Genomic DNA, 18,634 nt, shown 5'->3' with positions numbered 1-18,634 from the left:
GGAGGTGAGTTCACATGTCAGGGGAAATATTATCGCAAAGTGAAATTGATGCCCTGTTGTCTGCTCTTTCTACAGGGGAGATGAATGCAGATGAATTAAAAAAAGAGCAAACAGAGAAAAAAGTGAAAATTTACGATTTTAAGAGGGCTCTGCGTTTTTCAAAAGACCAAATTCGCAGTTTAACCCGCCTTCATGAAAACTTTGCGAGATTATTAACGACATTTTTCTCTGCTCAGCTCAGGACTTATGTGCAAATCGGCGTTGCATCAGCTGATCAGATTCCTTATGAAGAATTCATTCGTTCAATACCAAAGATGACAATATTAAATGTTTTTGAAGTTCCTCCGCTTGATGGCCGAATTATAATGGAAGTTAATCCTAATGTGGCTTACGCAATGCTGGACCGGATGATGGGCGGAAGAGGGGCAAGTTTCAACAAAGTCGAAAACTTGACTGAAATTGAAGAAAAAATTATGTCAAACACATTTGAACACGCCTTTGAATATTTGCGAGAGGCATGGGCAACGGTAGCAGATATTGATCCAATATTGACCGAGTTTGAAGTAAATCCTCAGTTTTTGCAAATGGTATCTCCCAATGAAACGGTTGTCGTTATCTCATTGAATACGACCATTGGGGAAACGAGCGGCATGATCAATATTTGTATTCCGCACATCGTTCTGGAGCCGATTATTCCAAAGCTTTCGGTACATTACTGGATGCAAACGGAGAAAAAAGACAGAGAACCAGAGGAAATTGCGATACTGGAGAAACGAATCCAAAATGCTGATGTTCCTGTAATCACGGAACTAGGAACTTCGGAAATATCGATACAGGAATTTTTGTTGTTGGATGTTGGGGATGTGATTGAATTGAATCAGGCAATTGATCAACCGCTCTTAATAAAAATCGGCGAAATCCCTAAATTTTTAGGACAGCCTGGTAAAGTAAATAAAAAATTAGCCGTTCAAGTGTTAGATGCATTGAAGGGGGAAGATGAAGATGGTGGGCGATAATATGCTCTCTCAAGATGAAATAGATGCTCTATTAAGAGGCACAAATAGTGATGATACAGCTTACTCGGCTGCTCCTCGTTTAAATGTAGAAGATTATCTCTCATTAATGGAGAAGGATGCCTTAGGGGAAATTGGAAATATCTCATTTGGAAGCTCGGCAACTGCTCTATCAACTTTGTTAAATCAAAAAGTGGAGATTACAACTCCGGAGGTTTCCGTCATTCATAGAAAACATCTGCCAGAAGAGTTCCCGCACCCATATGTTGCCATCCTTGTCAACTATACAGAAGGTTTTTCAGGAAGCAACTTGCTTGTAATTAAACAAACGGATGCATCAATTATCGCAGATCTAATGCTTGGCGGTGACGGACTAAATCCTTCGGAAATGATGGATGAGATACAGTTGAGTGCTGTCCAGGAAGCAATGAATCAGATGATGGGATCGTCTGCCACTAGTATGTCGGCCATTTTCAATAAGAAGGTGGATATATCACCCCCTTCCATCGATATTTTAAATTTTCTCCATGGAGAAGGAACAGAAAAAATACCTAATGACGATTTGCTTGTAAAGGTTTCATTCAGCCTTAAAATTGGAGAGCTGATCGATTCAAATATTATGCAGCTTCTCCCGCTTGAGTTTGCAAAAAGTTTGGTTAAAGGACTGCTCAATCCGGAAGAACAATCGATCAATGCATCAGAAAAAAATGAAAAAACTGCGAGTGCAACAGACGGACAAGGTCCTACCGAACAACATCCAGAAGATCTGGGACAACAAAATATTTCCGGCCATTATGACAACAAGGAACAAGCAGGACATGCTCAAAGCTATGAAACCCATTCATCGCATAATGGACAGCAAATGAACGGAAATTTGCAACAGCAACATGCATATTCTGCACCGTTTCAAGGAAGGGGTATGGATTATCAATCCGAGGCGGGACATTATGGATCCGGATTTCAAGCAGCAGGAAATCGCCCGAATGTTCAACCGGCAGTCTTTTCAAGTTTTGAACCATATAAACTTCAGGAAACTGAATCAAGGAACTTAAATATACTGCTTGATATTCCTTTGCAAATAACGGTTGAACTTGGGAGAACAAGAAGGTCAGTAAAAGAAATATTAGACATTTCGGCTGGCTCTATCATCGAACTCGATAAACTGGCAGGAGAACCTGTTGATATTTTAGTCAATAACCGTCTTATTGCAAAAGGTGAAGTTGTTGTTATCGATGAAAACTTCGGAGTTCGTGTTACCGACATTATCAGCCAGAGTGATCGCATTAATAAACTGATATAAACAGATGGGGGTATAATGGTTATGGCACATAAAATCTTAATAGTAGATGATGCTGCATTCATGCGAATGATGATAAAAGACATTTTAACAAAGAATGGGTATGATGTTGTCGGTGAAGCTGCCGACGGAATCCAAGCAGTCGAAAAATATAAGGAACTTCAGCCTGAATTGGTAACGATGGATATTACAATGCCGGAAATGGACGGGATCACTGCACTTAAAGAGATTAAAAAAATCGACCCAAATGCGAAAGTTATCATGTGTTCGGCTATGGGACAGCAAGCAATGGTCATCGATGCGATTCAAGCTGGAGCGAAAGATTTTATTGTAAAGCCGTTTCAGGCTGATCGTGTGTTAGAAGCAATTTCTAAGACTTTAGGATAAGACTGCGATTTGAGGTGCAGCGCATTGCAAAAACTAATATTCATGGGAAAAGTGGCGCTTCTCGTTTTACTTGCTTTGCTCGGCTCACAAAGATGGGCTTTTGCAGAGCAGGTAAATAACAGTGTAAAAGAATGTGTTGAAAATCCCGATAACTGTGAAGATGATTCCATTCGGGAAAAACAAAAAGAACAAGCAAAACCAGGTGGAGAAAATGTTGGACTAAATGTTTGGGATTTCTTCAGAATGATTTTTGCAACACTTTTTGTAGTGGCGCTTCTTTATTTTATTCTCAAGCTGATCAATAAAAAATCGATGGCATACAAAAGTACTCAATTAGTTGAGAACATCGGGGGGGCGAATCTCGGCGGAAACCGGTCGATCCAAATGGTTAAGGTGGGAAACCGGCTTTTAGTTGTCGGCGTAGGTGAAAACATCCAGCTGTTAAAAGAAATTGACGATCCTGATGAGTTTCGTCAAATCATCACAGAATACAACGACAAAATTGAACAGCTCGTTCAACCAAGCGATATTGTGACAAAGGTCACTCAGAGAACAAGGAAAATATTATCAGCTAATGAGAATAACAGTCAATTCAAAACGCTTCTAAAAAAGCAATTAGATGAATTGAAAAAAGAAAGGAAAAAATTTTTTGAAGGTATGGAACAGAAAGGGAAAGACGAACGATGAACGAATTTATCCAATTTTTTAGCAACAGCTCCCCCGAAAACGTTTCTGTTTCTGTTAAACTTCTTTTGCTTTTGACTGTTCTCTCTTTAGCTCCCAGCATTCTTATATTGATGACTTGTTTTACAAGAATTGTAATCGTTCTTTCCTTTGTCAGAACGGCGCTTGCTACACAGCAAATGCCGCCGACTCAAGTGCTTATTGGATTGTCTCTGTTCTTGACATTTTTTGTGATGGCTCCTACTTTCGAAAAAGTAAACGATGAGGCGCTTATTCCGCTGTTTAATAATGAAATTACTTTAGAAGAGGCTTATGATCGGGCCAGTGTACCTTTTAAAGAGTTTATGAGCGCCCATACAAGACAGAAAGATCTTGCCCTTTTTTTAGACTATTCAAAGGCAGAGCGTCCGAAGTCTGTACAAGATATACCATTGACTACACTCGTTCCGGCTTTTGCAATATCTGAAATAAAGACGGCTTTTCAGATTGGTTTTATGATTTTTATTCCTTTTTTAGTGATCGATATGGTTGTGTCAAGTGTCTTGATGTCGATGGGAATGATGATGCTTCCGCCTGTAATGATTTCGCTCCCATTCAAAATATTACTTTTTATTATGGTAGACGGTTGGTATTTAGTAGTTAAATCTCTTTTACAAAGCTATTAAAGCGGGTGAATGTAATGACTTCTGAAGCTGTCATTTCGATTGCCGAACAGGGCATTTACACAGTATTGATTATAAGCGGGCCATTATTGCTTCTCGCATTAGTTGTAGGTTTGATTGTAAGTATTTTTCAAGCAACTACACAAATTCAGGAACAAACCCTGGCATTTATTCCGAAAATTGTTGCCGTTTTGCTCGGAGTCGTATTTTTCGGACCATGGATGCTGAGCCATATGATGTCATATGCAAATGAAATTTTTTCGAATTTAACGAGATTTATAGGATGATTCTATGCTGGATTTGCTCCCGAAATTTCCATCGTTTTTGCTTATTTTTGTAAGGATAACTTCTTTTTTTCTTATGATGCCGTTCTTTTCTTACAGGACAATACCTGCGAGGATAAAGATCGGCCTTGGCTTTTTTCTTGCCTGGATTATGTTTTATTCAATTGATGCACCCGCTATTGAAATCAATGGAGAGTTTCTCCTCATGATTATTAAAGAAGCATTAGTTGGGCTTTTGATTGGCTTTGTCGCTTATATGATTATGTCTGCAATCCAAATAGCCGGTGGATTTATTGATTTTCAAATGGGCGTTGCAATTGCCAATGTCATTGATCCGCAGACAGGTGCACAAAGCCCTTTGATGGGGCAATATTTGTACTCGGTTGCATTGCTTTTTTTGCTGTCGGTAAATGGACATCATTTATTGATTGACGGCATTTTTTACAGTTACAAGTTTATTCCTATTGATCAAGCATGGATCCCTTTCGGCAATGAAAACCTATTAAATTATGTTTTGAAATCATTTAGCTTCATCTTTGTTATTGCTTTTCAAATGTCTGTTCCAGTTGTTGGCTGTCTTTTTCTTGTTGATATAGCCCTTGGGATCGTGGCAAGAACGGTTCCGCAGTTAAACGTATTTATTGTCGGCCTCCCTTTGAAAATTGGTGTCAGCTTTATTGTTATGATTGCTGTAATGGGTGCGATGATGCTGTCAGTCACTCAGTTGTTTGAGACAATGCTTAGCACGATGCGCGGTTTAATGGACCTAATTGGAGGGCTATGAATGAATTTTCTTACCTTAGACTTGCAGTTTTTTGCCGGAGAAAAAACGGAGAAAGCGACCCCAAAGAAACGCCAAGATGCTCGAAAAAAAGGGCAGGCGGCAAAAAGTCAGGATGTGAATACGGCAGTTAATTTGCTGGCAGTTTTTATATTTTTCATGTTCGCCGGCGAGTTCTTGTTGGATCATATTTTAGGTGTATTCAAGCATTCTTTCCAGAATTATTTGGTTGTTGAAATGACGGAAAATAATCTCAACTCGATTATGATCGAAATCTTGAAGGAACTCACTTCTATTTTAGGACCGATCATGCTTGTTGCTCTTATTGCCGGCGCTGTGGCTAATTATTTTCAGATCGGATTATTATTTTCGCCAGAAGCCGTTCAAATGAAACTTGAGAAGATTAATCCGATCCAGGGTTTTAAACGCATTTTTTCTTTAAGGGCACTGGTTGAGCTATTTAAATCTGTTTTAAAAATCAGTTTTGTCGGAATTGTTACGTTTACGGTTCTTTGGAAGCGGATTGATGAAATTCTTCTCCTTTCTCATAAATCTGCAGGGGCTGCTCTTGCTGCGATCGCAAGTTTAACGGTGAAGATGGGGCTGATTGCATCAATTGCTCTGCTCTTTCTGGCAAGTCTCGATTATCTTTATCAAAAGTACGATTTTGAAAAAAGCATCCGAATGTCAAAGCAGGATATAAAAGATGAATTCAAAAATATTGAAGGGGATCCTCTCATCAAATCTAAAATAAAGCAAAGACAGCGTGAAACGGCAATGCGAAGAATGATGCAGGAAGTACCGAAAGCCGATGTGGTCATAACAAACCCTACCCATTTTGCGGTTGCATTAAAGTATGATGAGCAAAAAATGGATGCCCCGTATGTCGTCGCAAAAGGTGCAGATTATGTCGCTCAAAAGATCAAGTTTATTGCGAAAGAAAATGATGTCATCACGGTGGAAAACCGTCCACTGGCAAGAGCCTTATATGAACAGACGGATATAGGTGAGACAATTCCGGAACAATTTTTTAAAGCGGTAGCGGAAATTCTGGCGTTCGTTTACCGGATAAAAAATAAGATTTGAATGAATTTCATTTTGTTTAGACCTTCTTTTAATATAAATTGGAGCGAGTTAGGAGAGAAATGGTATGTCAGCAAGAGATCTTTCAGTATTGCTAGGTGTGATCTTAATTGTAGCAATGCTAATAATTCCTTTTCCAACATGGCTGCTAAGCATCTTAATTATTATAAATATTTCTTTAGCGCTGATTGTATTGCTAACCTCAATGAATATGAGAGAACCGCTCCAGTTTTCCGTTTTTCCTTCATTATTGCTGATATTAACGCTTTTTCGCCTCGGATTGAATGTGTCAACGACCAGGGCGATTTTGTCGAATGGTGAAGCCGGTGGGGTTGTTGAAACTTTTGGCACGTTTGTAATCGGGGGCAACCTGGTTGTCGGTCTTGTTGTATTCCTTATTTTGATCATTATTCAGTTTATCGTTATTACTAAGGGTTCTGAACGCGTTTCAGAGGTCGCAGCACGCTTCACCTTAGATGCAATGCCGGGGAAACAAATGAGCATCGATGCAGATTTAAATGCAGGTATGATCTCAGAGCAAGAAGCCAGGCAGCGCCGGGAAAAAGTCGGCAGGGAAGCTGATTTTTACGGAGCGATGGATGGTGCCAGCAAATTCGTAAAAGGTGACGCAATTGCAGGTATCATTATCGTATTTATCAACTTAATTTTTGGAATTGTAATCGGAATGCTGCAAAAAGATATGTCCATCAGCGATGCAGCCTCCCACTATTCTTTGCTAACAGTTGGGGATGGTCTTGTAAGTCAAATTCCAGCATTACTGATTTCAACTGCAACAGGTATTGTCGTGACGAGGGCGGCTTCAGAAGGGAATCTTGGGACGGATATTACTTCCCAGCTTCTAGCTTATCCGAAAATGCTCTATATTACCGGAGGTACAATCTTCTTCCTTGGATTATTCACACCAATTTCGGATTTATTGACGCTTCCTATTTCTGGTTTGCTGGTTTTAGGAGGGAAAATGTTATCGAGAATGCCGGAGCCGGACAAAGAACATTTGCAAGAACTTGAAGAGGAAATTGAAACCGATGAGATGAAAAGCCCTGAAAGTGTTGTTAATTTATTAAGCATGGATCCGATTGAATTCGAATTTGGGTATGGGCTTATTCCATTGGCTGACACAAATCAAGGCGGGGATCTTTTGGATCGGATTGTCATGATCCGCCGGCAGCTGGCGATTGAATTAGGGTTAGTCATCCCGGTTGTCCGTATCCGCGATAATATTCAACTTCAGCCGAACGAATACCGATTAAAAATAAAAGGTAATGAAATGGCAAGGGGTGAACTGCTTCTAGATCATTATTTGGCGATGAGCCCAGGAGCAGATGATGATTCAATCGAGGGAATTGACACGGTTGAACCTTCATTTGGGCTTCCCGCCAAGTGGATTACAGAAGAAATGAAGGAAAAGGCAGAAATTTTGGGATATACAGTCGTTGACCCGCCTTCAGTCGTCTCGACACATATTACCGAAGTCATTAAAGCTAATGCCTATGAGTTGTTAGGAAGACAAGAAACAAAACAATTGATTGACCATCTTAAAGAAAGCTATCCGATCCTTGTCGATGAAGTAACGCCAAATCCACTTTCTGTCGGTGAAGTACAGAAAGTACTTGCGAAACTTCTAAAAGAGAATGTATCGATTCGAAATTTGCCGGTTATTTTCGAAACGCTTGCAGATTTCGGAAAAGTCACAACGGATACAGATCTCCTTACTGAATATGTTCGCCAGGCACTTGCCAGACAAATAACGAACCAATATACGGGGCAGGAGAAAACATTAAAGGTAATCACGCTTTCCGGAAAAGTTGAAAAAAAAATTGCAGAAGGGGTACAGCAAACGGAGCACGGCAATTATTTATCTCTTGATCCTTCTATTTCTCAACAAATATTGGAGTCAATTGCTTCCCAAATTGAACAATTGTCGCTCATGGATCAGACTCCTGTTGTATTATGTTCTCCGGCAGTAAGAATGTATGTCCGCCAGTTAACCGAAAGATATTTTCCGCAAATACCGATATTATCTTATAACGAACTGGAAGCAAACGTAGAAGTACAAAGCGTCGGGGTGGTGAATGTAGATTGAAAGTAAAGAAATATGTCGCTTCCTCTATGCCTGAAGCGATGAAATTAATAAGAGCTGAACTTGGCAACGATGCTGTTATTCTTAATTCGAAGGTTGTTCATACAGGCGGATTTTTAGGTTTTTTTAAAAAGAAAAATATCGAAGTCGTTGCGGCGGTCGATCCTATGCCAAAAGAAGAATCGATACCGATCGTGATACAAAAAACAAAGAACATCCCGAAAGAGAAGGAACACCTATTTGAAAAACAGCAAGTAATACGTTATGAGAACAAATTAGAGACAACTGTTCATGACCTTAACACAAGTGAATTGATAAAGGAAATGTCAGAAATAAAAGCACTGTTGCAAAAAGGTTATTCTACTTCTTATGAAAGAGGAATTCCGCTGCCTGGTCCGCTGCATGAAGCAATTTTGCTGATGGAAAAACAAGAGATTAATAAACAAATCCAGGCAGCAGTGTTCGAAGAGTTAATTGAAAAGTGGTATTTAAAAGGCGCCCGCGCATCAAATGTTGAAGTTTTGTCATGGCTTAAGAGTCATATTTGTAATCGCATCTCCGATCTTACATTTGGCGGAGTTAATTTTGCAAAACAATTTGTTAATGTGGTTGGTCCAACAGGAGTTGGTAAAACGACAACTTTAGCAAAGATTGCCGCCGATTGTGTGCTGACGCATAAAAAAAGGGCAGCATTTATTACAACAGATACTTATCGGATTGCTGCGATCGATCAGTTAAAAACTTATGCAAAATTATTAAAAGTTCCGTTAGAAGTATGCTACAACACGGAAGATTTCCAGAAAGCAGCAAATCAATTTGCCGATTATGATATTGTCTTCGTTGATACAGCCGGCAGAAATTTCCGGAATCCGGATTATGTTAATGACTTGAAAAAAACAATTGATTTTGACAGGAATATGGAAACTTTTCTTGTCCTTTCTTTAACTTCAAAACAAAAAGATATGGAAGAAATTCTTAAACAGTTTTCAATAATTCACATCGATAAATTGATTTTTACAAAAGCAGATGAAACATCAAGCTATGGTGCGATGCTGAACGTAATAGATAAATTCCGGACTGGAGTGGCTTATTTGACGAATGGCCAAAATGTTCCCGATGATATACTGGTTGCCAACCCTTCGGTTATAACAAAATTATTGTTTGGGGTTGAAACAGATGAGCGATCAAGCTGAAAGATTAAGATTGAGACTTCGTTTGGAAGAAAAGAAAAATAATAAAAAGGCAATCGCTGTTGTCAGCGGGAAAGGCGGAGTCGGAAAGTCAAATTTTTCTTTAAACTTTGCCATTACATTGTCAAAATGGGGCGCCAAAGCTTTGTTAATTGATATGGACATCGGAATGGGGAATTTGGATATTTTAATGGGAAGCGCTCCTGACTTAACAATAGTTGATTATTTTGAAAAAGAAATACCTCTTGAAAAAATCATGTTGAAAGGACCTAACGGAGTCCGTTATATTGCCGGCGGTTCAGGTCTAGCTTCGTTTGTGAAACTTGGAGAAGCAGAATTGGACCAGTTTTTTGAAGATTTAGAAATGAACTTTGAGGATTATGATTATTTGATTTTTGATATGGGAGCGGGCATAAGAGAAGATTTATTGCCTTTTTTGCTGTCTGTAGATGAAGTGTTCGTTGTTACAACACCTGAGCCGACTGCAATCACGGATGCGTATGCGATGATGAAATATGTACATTTACTCAATTCAAGGATTCCGTTATATGTTGTCGTAAATAAGGCCCGATCAATAAAGGAAGGAACCGAAACGATTCAAAGATTATCTAAGGTTGTCGATCAATTTTTAGGGCGCCGTTTGATTTCATTGGGCATTCTCCCTGATGATTTGACGGTGCAAACGGCTGTCAGAAGGCAAATTCCTTTTGTAAATATAAATGAAAAATCTCCTGTATCCCGGTCATTAATAGAAATTGCCGATCGCTATGTGCAACGGAAGCCAGTTGAATCAACACCTGCGGTAAAATTTCATTTTGTTTCAAAGCTAAAGAAAATTCTCTTTAAAGGTAGGGGCCGGTATGGAGAAAATTAAGGTGCTTGTAGTAGATGATTCAGCATTTATGAGAAAACTTATTCAAGATTTTCTATCTGAAAATCCACGGATAAGTGTCATTGGAATAGCCCGGAACGGGGAAGATGCCGTTAAGAAAGTAAAGGAATTGAAGCCAGATGTAGTCACATTGGATATTGAAATGCCGAAATTGAACGGGCTCGAAGCGTTAAAAATGATCATGAAAGAGAATCCCGTCCCTATTATCATGCTATCAAGCACGACACGAGAAGGCGCAGAAAATACAGTGCTGGCAATGCAATATGGGGCGATTGATTTCGTTCAAAAGCCATCAGGGCCAATATCTATTGATTTACATAAGGTCAAAGACGAATTAGTTCGTAAAGTGGTATTAGCAAGCAAGGCAAATATGAAGCAAGTGGAAAAAGATTCATTAATTGGAAAGAATGCTGTTCCAGCAGCTGAAAATTATAGTAAAATAGAACTACAGAACAAGATAAAACATTCGAAAGTTTCCTATGGTAAATGGAGCCATCAGAAAAAAAAGCTTATTTGTATTGGAACTTCAACCGGCGGTCCGAGAGCATTGCAGCATGTTCTTACTCAGCTTCCTCGAGAATTTCAGGCGCCCATTTTAGTCGTTCAACATATGCCGCCGGGTTTTACAAAATCTTTGGCGGACAGGTTGAATTCTTTATCCCAAATTCACGTCAAAGAAGCAGAAGATGGAGAATTGCTAAAGAAGGGAACAGCGTATATAGCACCTGGCGGTTATCACCTTAAGGTAAAACAAGTAGGGACAAGCCTTGCAGTTCAACTTGACAAGTCTCCTCCTTATAATGGGCATCGTCCTTCTGTCGATGTAATGTTTGAGTCTGTAAGCAATATAAAAGACTATTTAAAGATCGCCGTTATCATGACTGGAATGGGATCTGACGGGGCCGAAGGGCTTATTCATTTAAAAAGTAACGGAGTAGTGAAAGCAATTGCAGAATCACAAGAAACTTCCATCGTGTTTGGAATGCCTAAATCGGCTATTGCTACAAGATTGGTAGATGAAGTCCAAAATGTTGAGAAAATTGCTGAAACAATTATGAAATATGTTTAATGCCGGGGAGTGAAGGCGCATGGAGATAAACCAATATTTAGAGGTTTTTATTGAAGAAAGCAAAGAGCACTTGCAAGCTTGTAATGAGAAGCTATTAGAATTTGAAAAAAACCCTCAGGACATTTCAATTGTAAATGAAATTTTTCGCTCGGCGCATACGTTGAAAGGGATGTCGGCGACAATGGGGTATGAAGACCTTGCCAGTCTGACCCATCAAATGGAAAATGTTTTAGACGCGATCCGTAATCATAAAATTTCTGTTACACCTGAAGTTTTAGATGTTATTTTCCTTGCAGTCGACGATTTGGAAGCGATGGTTCAATCCATTGCTGAAGGCGGAGACGGCAAACGGGATGTCAATGACGTTGTAAATAAATTGAGACTAATCGAAAAAGGAGAAAAACCTATTCAACAAAAATCAAATGAAGAAGTTCCCGCAGCTGCCGCTAAAGAGACTTCTGCCGCAACAATTGGCTCATACGACCAATTTGAGTTGACGGTACTAAAGCAGTCAAAAGAACAAGGGTTTGAAGCCTATGAAATCACAGTGAATTTACGAGAAGACTGTCTGTTAAAAGCTGCTCGCGTTTTTATGATTTTTGAAGTTCTCGAAAAAATGGGGGAAGTCATTAAATCCATTCCTTCAGTTGATCAGCTCGAAGAAGAGCAATTTGATCATGAATTTGCAGTAACTTTAATTACAAAGGAACAGCGGGAAGTTATTGAAAAAAAGATTATGAAAGTTTCCGAAGTGGAGAAAGTAAAAGCTGTCCCTCTTTCATTTGAAGATTTTCAAATATCGGAAAAAGAATGCGACGCCCCTGTTAACAGCCAGTCGGATCATTCAGGCTCAGAAAGTATTCAAGGTACAAAGATTTCACAATCAAACAAGACGACTCCGAGCAAGAAATCGGCTGCTAAACAGTCTGCAACTAGCAACAAGACGATTCGCGTTAATATCGAAAGGCTCGATATTTTAATGAACTTGTTCGAGGAATTGGTTATTGACCGGGGAAGACTGGAACAAATTTCACGTGAGTTAAACAATCAGGAACTGCATGAAACGGTTGAAAGAATGTCCCGGATTTCCGGTGATTTGCAAAATATTATTTTAAATATGCGGATGGTTCCGGTAGAAAATGTCTTTAACCGTTTTCCGCGGATGGTGCGCCAGCTTGCACGAGATTTAAATAAAAAAATAGAATTAGAAATTATAGGAGCAGAAACCGAACTGGACAGAACGGTTATCGATGAAATTGGGGATCCGCTTGTACACCTGTTGCGGAATGCGATTGATCATGGCATAGAAATTCCTGAAGTACGAAAAGCTAACGGAAAAAATGAAGTGGGAACGATTTTCCTGAGAGCTTACCACAGCGGTAATCACGTATTTATCGAGATTGAAGATGACGGGGCAGGAATAAATAAAGAAAAAATTCTTAATAAAGCTGTAAGCAAAGGAATTATTAATGAACAAACGGCCGCAGGGTTATCGGATAAACAAGTGTACGAGCTGATTTTTGCTTCCGGTTTTTCAACAGCCGAGAAAATATCTGATATTTCGGGCCGCGGCGTTGGATTGGATGTTGTGAAAAACACGATCGAATCACTTGGAGGCTCTGTTTCAATTGATTCGAAAGAAGGAAAAGGATCTATCTTTTCTATTCAATTACCATTAACTCTTTCAATCATTTCTGTCATGCTTGTCGAAATCAAAAATGAAAAGTATGCGATCCCATTATCCTCGATTATCGAAACAGCGATCGTGAAAAAAGAAGAAATATTCAATGCCCATAATCAGAAAGTGATCGATTTCAGAGGAAGGGTTGTACCCCTATTATTCTTAAAGGATATTTTTGAAGTACCGGCATGGGATGAAGAAGATGATGAATTCCACTCTGTTGTCATTGTTCGAAAAGGAGATAAAATGGCCGGTCTTGTTGTCGATTCATTTATTGGCCAGCAAGAGGTTGTTTTAAAATCACTGGGAAATTACTTAACAAATGTTTTTGCGATTTCCGGTGCAACTATTCTTGGTGACGGTCAAGTTGCTCTTATCGTAGATTGCAATGCCCTTATCAAGTAAGGAAAAGCGCTGATCTTTTTTTCATAGTCTTGTTGTAAAAAATGAGAGATTTTAAGGGAGTGAATCAACATGACCACAGCCAAAACTGATGATATGAAAGTAATCGTTTTTCAACTAATGGAGAAAGAATATGCAATCCCTGTCAGCCAGGTCCAGTCTATTGAAAAGGTTCAACATATTACAAGAGTTCCCGGCACATCACCTTTCGTGAAGGGCGTCATTAATTTACGAGGGGTCGTTACTCCTATTATTGATCTTCGGAAGAGATTTGACTTTCCTGAAGTAAGTTACAATGACAACACGCGTGTAATTATTGTGTCTATTGAAGATATAGAAGTAGGGCTGATCGTAGATGATGCAAATGATGTAATAGATATTCCGGCAAATTCCATTGAACCCCCTCCCGAAGTTGTTGGTGCAATAGATTCGGATTTTATTAGGGGGGTCGTGAATATAGATAAGAGATTATTAATTTTGATAGACCTCGGCAAGGTTTTAAGTATTGATAAAATTCATGTATCTGTTGGGAATGAAGGATAGGCTATGTTATTCATCGAAAATATTACAAGTTTGCACCTTGATATTTTAAAAGAGATTGGCAATATCGGCGCCGGCAATGCGGCAACGGCATTGTCTACTATATTAAATAAAAAAATAGAAATGAACGTGCCGAACGTTCGGATTGTTTCGTTTGATGAAATGATGGAAATGGCCGGCGGCGCAGAAAATGTGGTAGCCGGTGTATTTTTAAGAATTGAAGGAGATGCTCCAGGAAGCATGTTTTTTATACTTTCATTAAAACAGGCAGATGCCTTTATTCAGCGAATGATTGGTGATTCGGACTTCACATTTGAGGACCCTCCATATAATGAACTGGCTTTATCGGCACTTCAAGAGCTTGGCAATATATTGTCCGGTTCTTATTTGTCATCATTGTCAGACTTTACAAATCTTAGTCTGTATCCTTCTGTGCCTGCCCTTAGCATCGATATGGTAGGAGCCATCATCAGCTTCGGATTAATAGAATTTTCACAAGTTAGTGATTATGCAATAGTTGTTGAAACGGCGTTAAATGAAGATGACATGCAAGCTTCAGAAGGTGTGAAAGGCCATTTTTTCCTTTTGCCTGACCCTGACTCCTTTCAAACGATTTTCAAATCTTTAGGGGTTGCAGAGGATGATTGAAAGTTTGCAGGTTGTAAAAGTAGGAATTGCTGACATGAAGATTGTACGTGCTCCCGGTTTAATCAGGACTTCCGGACTCGGTTCTTGTGTAGGGGTAGTCATTTACGATCAGGTAAAAGAGATTGCCGGATTAGCCCATGTTATGCTTCCTGATTCTACGCTAGCAAAGGCAGGGACAATTAACAGAGCTAAATATGCTGATACAGCAATAAAAGAACTTGTATCCTTATTAGTAAAGGGCGGTGCCAGTCCATTGGCGTTAAAAGCAAAAATAGCCGGCGGCGCCCAAATGTTTCAATTTGCTGCTGCGAACGATATGATGAGAATCGGACCGAGAAATGTAGAAGCAGTAAAAAGAGAGCTTGCTGAATTAAAAATAGTCATTGTTGCAGAAGATGTTGGAGGAAACAACGGCAGGACGATCGAATTTAATCCGAAAACTTGCGAATTAACGATCCGTACGGTAAACAAAGGAACAGGCACGATATAGGTGCTGACACATAAGCAAAAGGTCAGACCCGCCAATACAAAGTGGTAAATGTTTTGAGGAGGATTACCGTGACAAAGGTTTTAACGGCCGATGAGCAAATATATTGGGAAAAATGGGTACGGCATCGTGATCCTCACGCAGGAAATCTACTAGTCAAAAAATATATGCCATTAGTTAATTATCATGTGCAAAGAATCTCTATCGGTCTTCCGAAAAGCATATCAAGGGATGATTTGCATAGCCTTGGAATGGTTGGCTTGTATGATGCACTTGAAAAATTTGACCCTGAGCGAGAATTAAAGTTTGATACATATGCTTCCTTTCGTATTCGCGGGGCTATTCTTGACGGGTTGCGAAAAGAAGATTGGCTGCCGCGAAGCACAAGAGATAAGGCCAAAAAGATTGAATCTGCTGCTGAAAAGCTTGAACAGCGATATATGAGAAACGTGACGCCAGCAGAAATTGCAGCTGAACTGAATATTTCAGAAGATGAAGTAGTTTCTACAATGAATGAACACTTCTTTGCCAATGTTCTCTCAATTGATGAACATCCTCTGGAACATGATGATAAAGACGGGCATTCATTTGTCCTAAAGGATGAGAAAGCAGAAAATCCAGAAGAAAAAATTGTGAAAGAAGAAATGCTTTTGGAGATGGCTGAGCTCATTTCTCAGCTGAATGAAAAGGAACAGCTAGTTTTAAGTTTGTTTTACAAAGAGGAATTAACATTGACTGAGATCGGCCAAGTAATGGGGCTGTCAACGTCGAGAATTTCCCAAATACATTCGAAGGCACTTTACAAATTGCGGCAAGCAATGGAAAAAGCCATTTAAGATCAATGCTTGCAGCGGATAGAGGGATAATATGGTTATTTTTTTCCTGATATTAAGTTTAGTATTAAATATTTTGTCTTTTCTAGCAATTGTGATTTTGTATTTGCGCCAAAATCGTTTCGTTAAGCTGGAAAAAAAGCAAGAAAAAATGATTCAGGAAATGGAAGAAGTCATTTCTGTTTATATGCTTGAAATGAAAGAAGAAAACGAGAAATTTATTACTCGTTTACAGGAAATTGGCTTGAATAAAGAAACTGCATTTATAAGAACGAGTGAAATGCCGGCTCCAAACATATCGGATCTTCAATCCGATGCAACAAAAAAAGATCGTGCAATCAGAATAGGAAAAGTCGCTCCTTTTCAAGCGGTAAAAGCTTATAAAAAGAACATGAACAATTCTGAACTTTCGCTCGAAAATTCGAACAGCTCTCCGTTAACGAATGACAAACAGGCAGGCTCTCAAAATCCATTAGATGACACAGAGTATCATTTCCAAGATCAAAACATAAACTTTAAACAGAAAGACGATTATTTAAAGTCGTTGTTAAATGAAGTTTTTTACCTGCAAAAGCAAGGATTCAATGTTGAGGAAATTGCAAAGAAACTGAATAAAGGAAAGACGGAAATCGAACTTATGCTTAAATTTAATCACCAAAATGACCAGGAATAACTTGATTGTCATTTTCTCTTGTGCTATATTATGACATGGTGTTATTACACACGCTTACTGATTTAAACGGATGGTGCTGTCAAAGTGACAGTTCCCGTTTAAAAATGATGTGGGCGGAGGAAAAGAAAACCATTAGGAGGAGAAAGCATGTCAGTAATTTCTATGAAGCAATTGCTTGAAGCCGGTGTACATTTCGGTCACCAAACTCGCCGTTGGAACCCAAAAATGAAAAAATATATTTTCACTGAACGCAACGGCATTTACATCATCGACCTTCAAAAAACAGTCAAAAAGGTAGAGGAAGCTTATAATTGGGTAAAAGAGCTTGCAGCGAATGGAGGAACAATTCTTTTCGTCGGTACAAAAAAACAAGCTCAAGAATCTGTAAAGGAAGAAGCAGAACGGTCCGGAATGTTTTACGTTAACCAACGCTGGCTTGGAGGAACTTTAACTAACTTTGAAACAATCCAAAAGCGAATTCAACGTTTAAAAGATATTGAAAGAATGGCTGAAGACGGCACTTTCGATGTTCTTCCAAAGAAAGAAGTAGTCAAATTAAAGAAAGAACAAGAGCGTTTAGAAAAATTCCTTGGCGGTATTAAAGAAATGAAACAGCTGCCGGATGCTTTGTTCATCATTGACCCTCGTAAAGAGCGTATCGCAGTTGCAGAGGCACATAAATTAAACATTCCAATCGTAGCTATCGTGGATACAAACTGCGACCCAGATGAAATTGATGTGGTTATCCCTGCAAACGATGATGCAATTCGCGCTGTTAAGCTTTTAACTTCAAAAATGGCAGATGCGGTCTTAGAAGCTAAACAAGGTGAAGAAGTTGCAACTACAGCTGCCGCTGAGTAATGGTTAAAGGTTAAAGGTGATAATAGGGAGCACCCTTTATCACCTTTTTTTAAAGATTTTCTTTCTTGAATGATTCTAATAGCCAAGTTACATACAATACAATTAAGGAGGATTTCTTATTATGGCAATTACTGCACAAATGGTTAAAGAACTGCGCGAAAAAACTGGCGCCGGCATGATGGATTGCAAAAAAGCCCTTCAAGAAACGAACGGTGATATGGAAAAAGCGATTGATTTCCTTCGTGAAAAAGGGATCGCAAAAGCTGCAAAGAAAGCAGACCGTATTGCTGCTGAAGGCATTACTTCTATCAAAGTTGAAGGAAACGAGGCTGTCATTCTTGAAGTGAACTCTGAAACTGATTTCGTTGCAAAAAACGAAGGCTTCCAAACACTTGTAAAAGAATTGGCTGACCACCTTCTTAAGAATAAACCAGCTACAGTGGAAGAGGCAGCTGAACAGAAAATGGATAACGGTTCTAAGGTGGCTGAACACATTAATGCCGCTGTTGCAAAAATCGGCGAGAAAATCACACTTCGCCGCTTTGAAATCAAAACAAAAACCGACAATGATGCTTTCGGCGCTTATTTGCATATGGGCGGACGCATCTCTGTTCTAACTGTGTTGGAAGGAACTGTTGATGAAGAGGCTGCCAAGGATGTTGCAATGCATATTGCTGCATTAAATCCTAAATACGTTTCCCGCGACCAAGTTTCTCAAGAAGAAGTAGAACGTGAACGACAAGTTTTAACGCAACAGGCTCTAAATGAAGGGAAACCCGAAAACATCGTTGCAAAAATGGTAGAAGGACGTCTTGGAAAATTTTTCGAAGAAGTTTGTGTTCTTGAACAAGCTTTCGTTAAAAATCCTGACCAAAAAGTACGCCAGTTTGTAGAATCAAAAGGCGCAAAAATTCGTGAATTTGTTCGTTACGAAGTTGGAGAAGGATTGGAAAAACGTGAAGAGAACTTCGCAGAAGAAGTTATGAACCAAGTAAAGAAGTAAGACATTAAGCTGGAGTTAAACAATCTGATTCATATTCGAGGCTGTCTCAAAAGCCTAAGGGTC

Annotated in this window: 20 protein-coding genes; all 20 read left to right on the top strand. The window is 39.2% G+C overall.

Going from position 1 to position 18,634, the window contains the following annotated elements:
• The first annotated feature begins 14 nt into the window (after positions 1-14).
• The 20 genes from fliM (at position 15) to tsf (ending at position 18,571) form a co-directional block, all read left to right on the top strand.
• Positions 15-1,016, top strand: a complete 1,002-nt coding sequence (gene fliM / locus PB1_RS00980) for a flagellar motor switch protein FliM (protein ID WP_003350187.1) — start codon at positions 15-17, stop codon at positions 1,014-1,016.
• Positions 1,003-2,313, top strand: a complete 1,311-nt coding sequence (gene fliY, locus PB1_RS00975) for a flagellar motor switch phosphatase FliY (protein WP_003350186.1) — start codon at positions 1,003-1,005, stop codon at positions 2,311-2,313. The genes fliM and fliY overlap by 14 nt, the downstream gene beginning before the upstream one ends.
• Before the next feature lie 21 nt (positions 2,314-2,334).
• Positions 2,335-2,697 carry a response regulator gene (locus PB1_RS00970; RefSeq protein WP_003350185.1) on the top strand — a complete coding sequence of 121 codons (363 nt, stop codon included), beginning with the start codon at positions 2,335-2,337 and terminating at the stop codon, positions 2,695-2,697.
• A 24-nt stretch (positions 2,698-2,721) separates the two neighbouring features.
• Complete coding sequence (locus tag PB1_RS00965; RefSeq protein WP_003350183.1) at positions 2,722-3,384, top strand: flagellar biosynthetic protein FliO; 663 nt, start codon at positions 2,722-2,724, stop codon at positions 3,382-3,384.
• Positions 3,381-4,046: a flagellar type III secretion system pore protein FliP gene (gene fliP / locus PB1_RS00960; RefSeq protein ID WP_003350182.1), complete on the top strand. Its 666-nt coding sequence runs from the start codon at positions 3,381-3,383 to the stop codon at positions 4,044-4,046. The genes PB1_RS00965 and fliP overlap by 4 nt, the downstream gene beginning before the upstream one ends.
• Positions 4,047-4,060: 14 nt before the next feature.
• Positions 4,061-4,330, top strand: coding sequence for a flagellar biosynthesis protein FliQ (fliQ, locus tag PB1_RS00955; protein ID WP_003350181.1), 270 nt, complete (start codon positions 4,061-4,063; stop codon positions 4,328-4,330).
• 4 nt (positions 4,331-4,334) lie between these two features.
• Positions 4,335-5,111 (top strand): flagellar biosynthetic protein FliR, encoded by a 777-nt coding sequence (fliR, locus tag PB1_RS00950; protein WP_003350180.1) that lies wholly within the window; start codon positions 4,335-4,337, stop codon positions 5,109-5,111.
• The gene (flhB, locus tag PB1_RS00945; RefSeq protein WP_003350179.1) at positions 5,112-6,194 is read left to right on the top strand and encodes a flagellar biosynthesis protein FlhB; all 1,083 of its coding nucleotides are present in this window, start codon (positions 5,112-5,114) and stop codon (positions 6,192-6,194) included.
• A gap of 64 nt (positions 6,195-6,258) precedes the next feature.
• On the top strand, positions 6,259-8,295 hold the full coding sequence (gene flhA, locus PB1_RS00940; protein ID WP_003350178.1) for a flagellar biosynthesis protein FlhA: 2,037 nt from the start codon (positions 6,259-6,261) through the stop codon (positions 8,293-8,295).
• Positions 8,292-9,485, top strand: a complete 1,194-nt coding sequence (gene flhF / locus PB1_RS00935) for a flagellar biosynthesis GTPase FlhF (protein WP_003350177.1) — start codon at positions 8,292-8,294, stop codon at positions 9,483-9,485. The genes flhA and flhF overlap by 4 nt, the downstream gene beginning before the upstream one ends.
• Positions 9,469-10,356, top strand: a complete 888-nt coding sequence (locus tag PB1_RS00930; RefSeq protein ID WP_003350176.1) for a MinD/ParA family protein — start codon at positions 9,469-9,471, stop codon at positions 10,354-10,356. The genes flhF and PB1_RS00930 overlap by 17 nt, the downstream gene beginning before the upstream one ends.
• A complete protein-coding gene (locus tag PB1_RS00925) occupies positions 10,343-11,443 on the top strand; it encodes a protein-glutamate methylesterase/protein-glutamine glutaminase (RefSeq protein ID WP_003350175.1) in 1,101 nt (366 codons plus the stop codon). Before PB1_RS00930 ends, PB1_RS00925 begins: the two co-directional genes overlap by 14 nt.
• Positions 11,444-11,462: 19 nt before the next feature.
• Positions 11,463-13,529, top strand: a complete 2,067-nt coding sequence (locus PB1_RS00920) for a chemotaxis protein CheA (protein WP_003350173.1) — start codon at positions 11,463-11,465, stop codon at positions 13,527-13,529.
• 69 nt (positions 13,530-13,598) lie between these two features.
• Positions 13,599-14,069 carry a chemotaxis protein CheW gene (locus tag PB1_RS00915; RefSeq protein ID WP_003350172.1) on the top strand — a complete coding sequence of 157 codons (471 nt, stop codon included), beginning with the start codon at positions 13,599-13,601 and terminating at the stop codon, positions 14,067-14,069.
• Between the two features lie 3 nt (positions 14,070-14,072).
• On the top strand, positions 14,073-14,714 hold the full coding sequence (locus PB1_RS00910) for a chemotaxis protein CheC (RefSeq protein WP_003350171.1): 642 nt from the start codon (positions 14,073-14,075) through the stop codon (positions 14,712-14,714).
• Positions 14,707-15,204, top strand: a complete 498-nt coding sequence (locus PB1_RS00905; RefSeq protein WP_003350170.1) for a chemotaxis protein CheD — start codon at positions 14,707-14,709, stop codon at positions 15,202-15,204. Before PB1_RS00910 ends, PB1_RS00905 begins: the two co-directional genes overlap by 8 nt.
• A 68-nt stretch (positions 15,205-15,272) precedes the next feature.
• Complete coding sequence (locus tag PB1_RS00900; RefSeq protein ID WP_003350169.1) at positions 15,273-16,037, top strand: FliA/WhiG family RNA polymerase sigma factor; 765 nt, start codon at positions 15,273-15,275, stop codon at positions 16,035-16,037.
• 31 nt (positions 16,038-16,068) lie between these two features.
• Positions 16,069-16,707 carry a DUF6115 domain-containing protein gene (locus tag PB1_RS00895; protein WP_003350168.1) on the top strand — a complete coding sequence of 213 codons (639 nt, stop codon included), beginning with the start codon at positions 16,069-16,071 and terminating at the stop codon, positions 16,705-16,707.
• Positions 16,708-16,854: 147 nt separating this feature from the next.
• Positions 16,855-17,568 (top strand): 30S ribosomal protein S2, encoded by a 714-nt coding sequence (gene rpsB, locus PB1_RS00890; RefSeq protein ID WP_003350167.1) that lies wholly within the window; start codon positions 16,855-16,857, stop codon positions 17,566-17,568.
• 121 nt (positions 17,569-17,689) lie between these two features.
• Positions 17,690-18,571, top strand: a complete 882-nt coding sequence (tsf, locus tag PB1_RS00885; protein ID WP_003350166.1) for a translation elongation factor Ts — start codon at positions 17,690-17,692, stop codon at positions 18,569-18,571.
• Positions 18,572-18,634 lie beyond the last annotated feature (63 nt).

Source organism: Bacillus methanolicus PB1 (assembly GCF_000262755.1).
Lineage (GTDB): Bacteria > Bacillota > Bacilli > Bacillales > Cytobacillaceae > Bacillus_Z > Bacillus_Z methanolicus.
This window is presented reverse-complemented; position numbering and strand designations above follow the sequence as displayed.

Coding starts and splice junctions, on each gene's coding strand:
- fliM (WP_003350187.1), top strand. CDS start 15: ATGTCAGGGGAAATATTATCGCAAAGTGAAATTGATGCCCTGTTGTCT.
- fliY (WP_003350186.1), top strand. CDS start 1,003: ATGGTGGGCGATAATATGCTCTCTCAAGATGAAATAGATGCTCTATTA.
- PB1_RS00970 (WP_003350185.1), top strand. CDS start 2,335: ATGGCACATAAAATCTTAATAGTAGATGATGCTGCATTCATGCGAATG.
- fliP (WP_003350182.1), top strand. CDS start 3,381: ATGAACGAATTTATCCAATTTTTTAGCAACAGCTCCCCCGAAAACGTT.
- fliQ (WP_003350181.1), top strand. CDS start 4,061: ATGACTTCTGAAGCTGTCATTTCGATTGCCGAACAGGGCATTTACACA.
- fliR (WP_003350180.1), top strand. CDS start 4,335: ATGCTGGATTTGCTCCCGAAATTTCCATCGTTTTTGCTTATTTTTGTA.
- flhB (WP_003350179.1), top strand. CDS start 5,112: ATGAATTTTCTTACCTTAGACTTGCAGTTTTTTGCCGGAGAAAAAACG.
- flhA (WP_003350178.1), top strand. CDS start 6,259: ATGTCAGCAAGAGATCTTTCAGTATTGCTAGGTGTGATCTTAATTGTA.
- PB1_RS00930 (WP_003350176.1), top strand. CDS start 9,469: ATGAGCGATCAAGCTGAAAGATTAAGATTGAGACTTCGTTTGGAAGAA.
- PB1_RS00925 (WP_003350175.1), top strand. CDS start 10,343: ATGGAGAAAATTAAGGTGCTTGTAGTAGATGATTCAGCATTTATGAGA.
- PB1_RS00920 (WP_003350173.1), top strand. CDS start 11,463: ATGGAGATAAACCAATATTTAGAGGTTTTTATTGAAGAAAGCAAAGAG.
- PB1_RS00915 (WP_003350172.1), top strand. CDS start 13,599: ATGACCACAGCCAAAACTGATGATATGAAAGTAATCGTTTTTCAACTA.
- PB1_RS00910 (WP_003350171.1), top strand. CDS start 14,073: ATGTTATTCATCGAAAATATTACAAGTTTGCACCTTGATATTTTAAAA.
- PB1_RS00905 (WP_003350170.1), top strand. CDS start 14,707: ATGATTGAAAGTTTGCAGGTTGTAAAAGTAGGAATTGCTGACATGAAG.
- PB1_RS00895 (WP_003350168.1), top strand. CDS start 16,069: ATGGTTATTTTTTTCCTGATATTAAGTTTAGTATTAAATATTTTGTCT.
- rpsB (WP_003350167.1), top strand. CDS start 16,855: ATGTCAGTAATTTCTATGAAGCAATTGCTTGAAGCCGGTGTACATTTC.
- tsf (WP_003350166.1), top strand. CDS start 17,690: ATGGCAATTACTGCACAAATGGTTAAAGAACTGCGCGAAAAAACTGGC.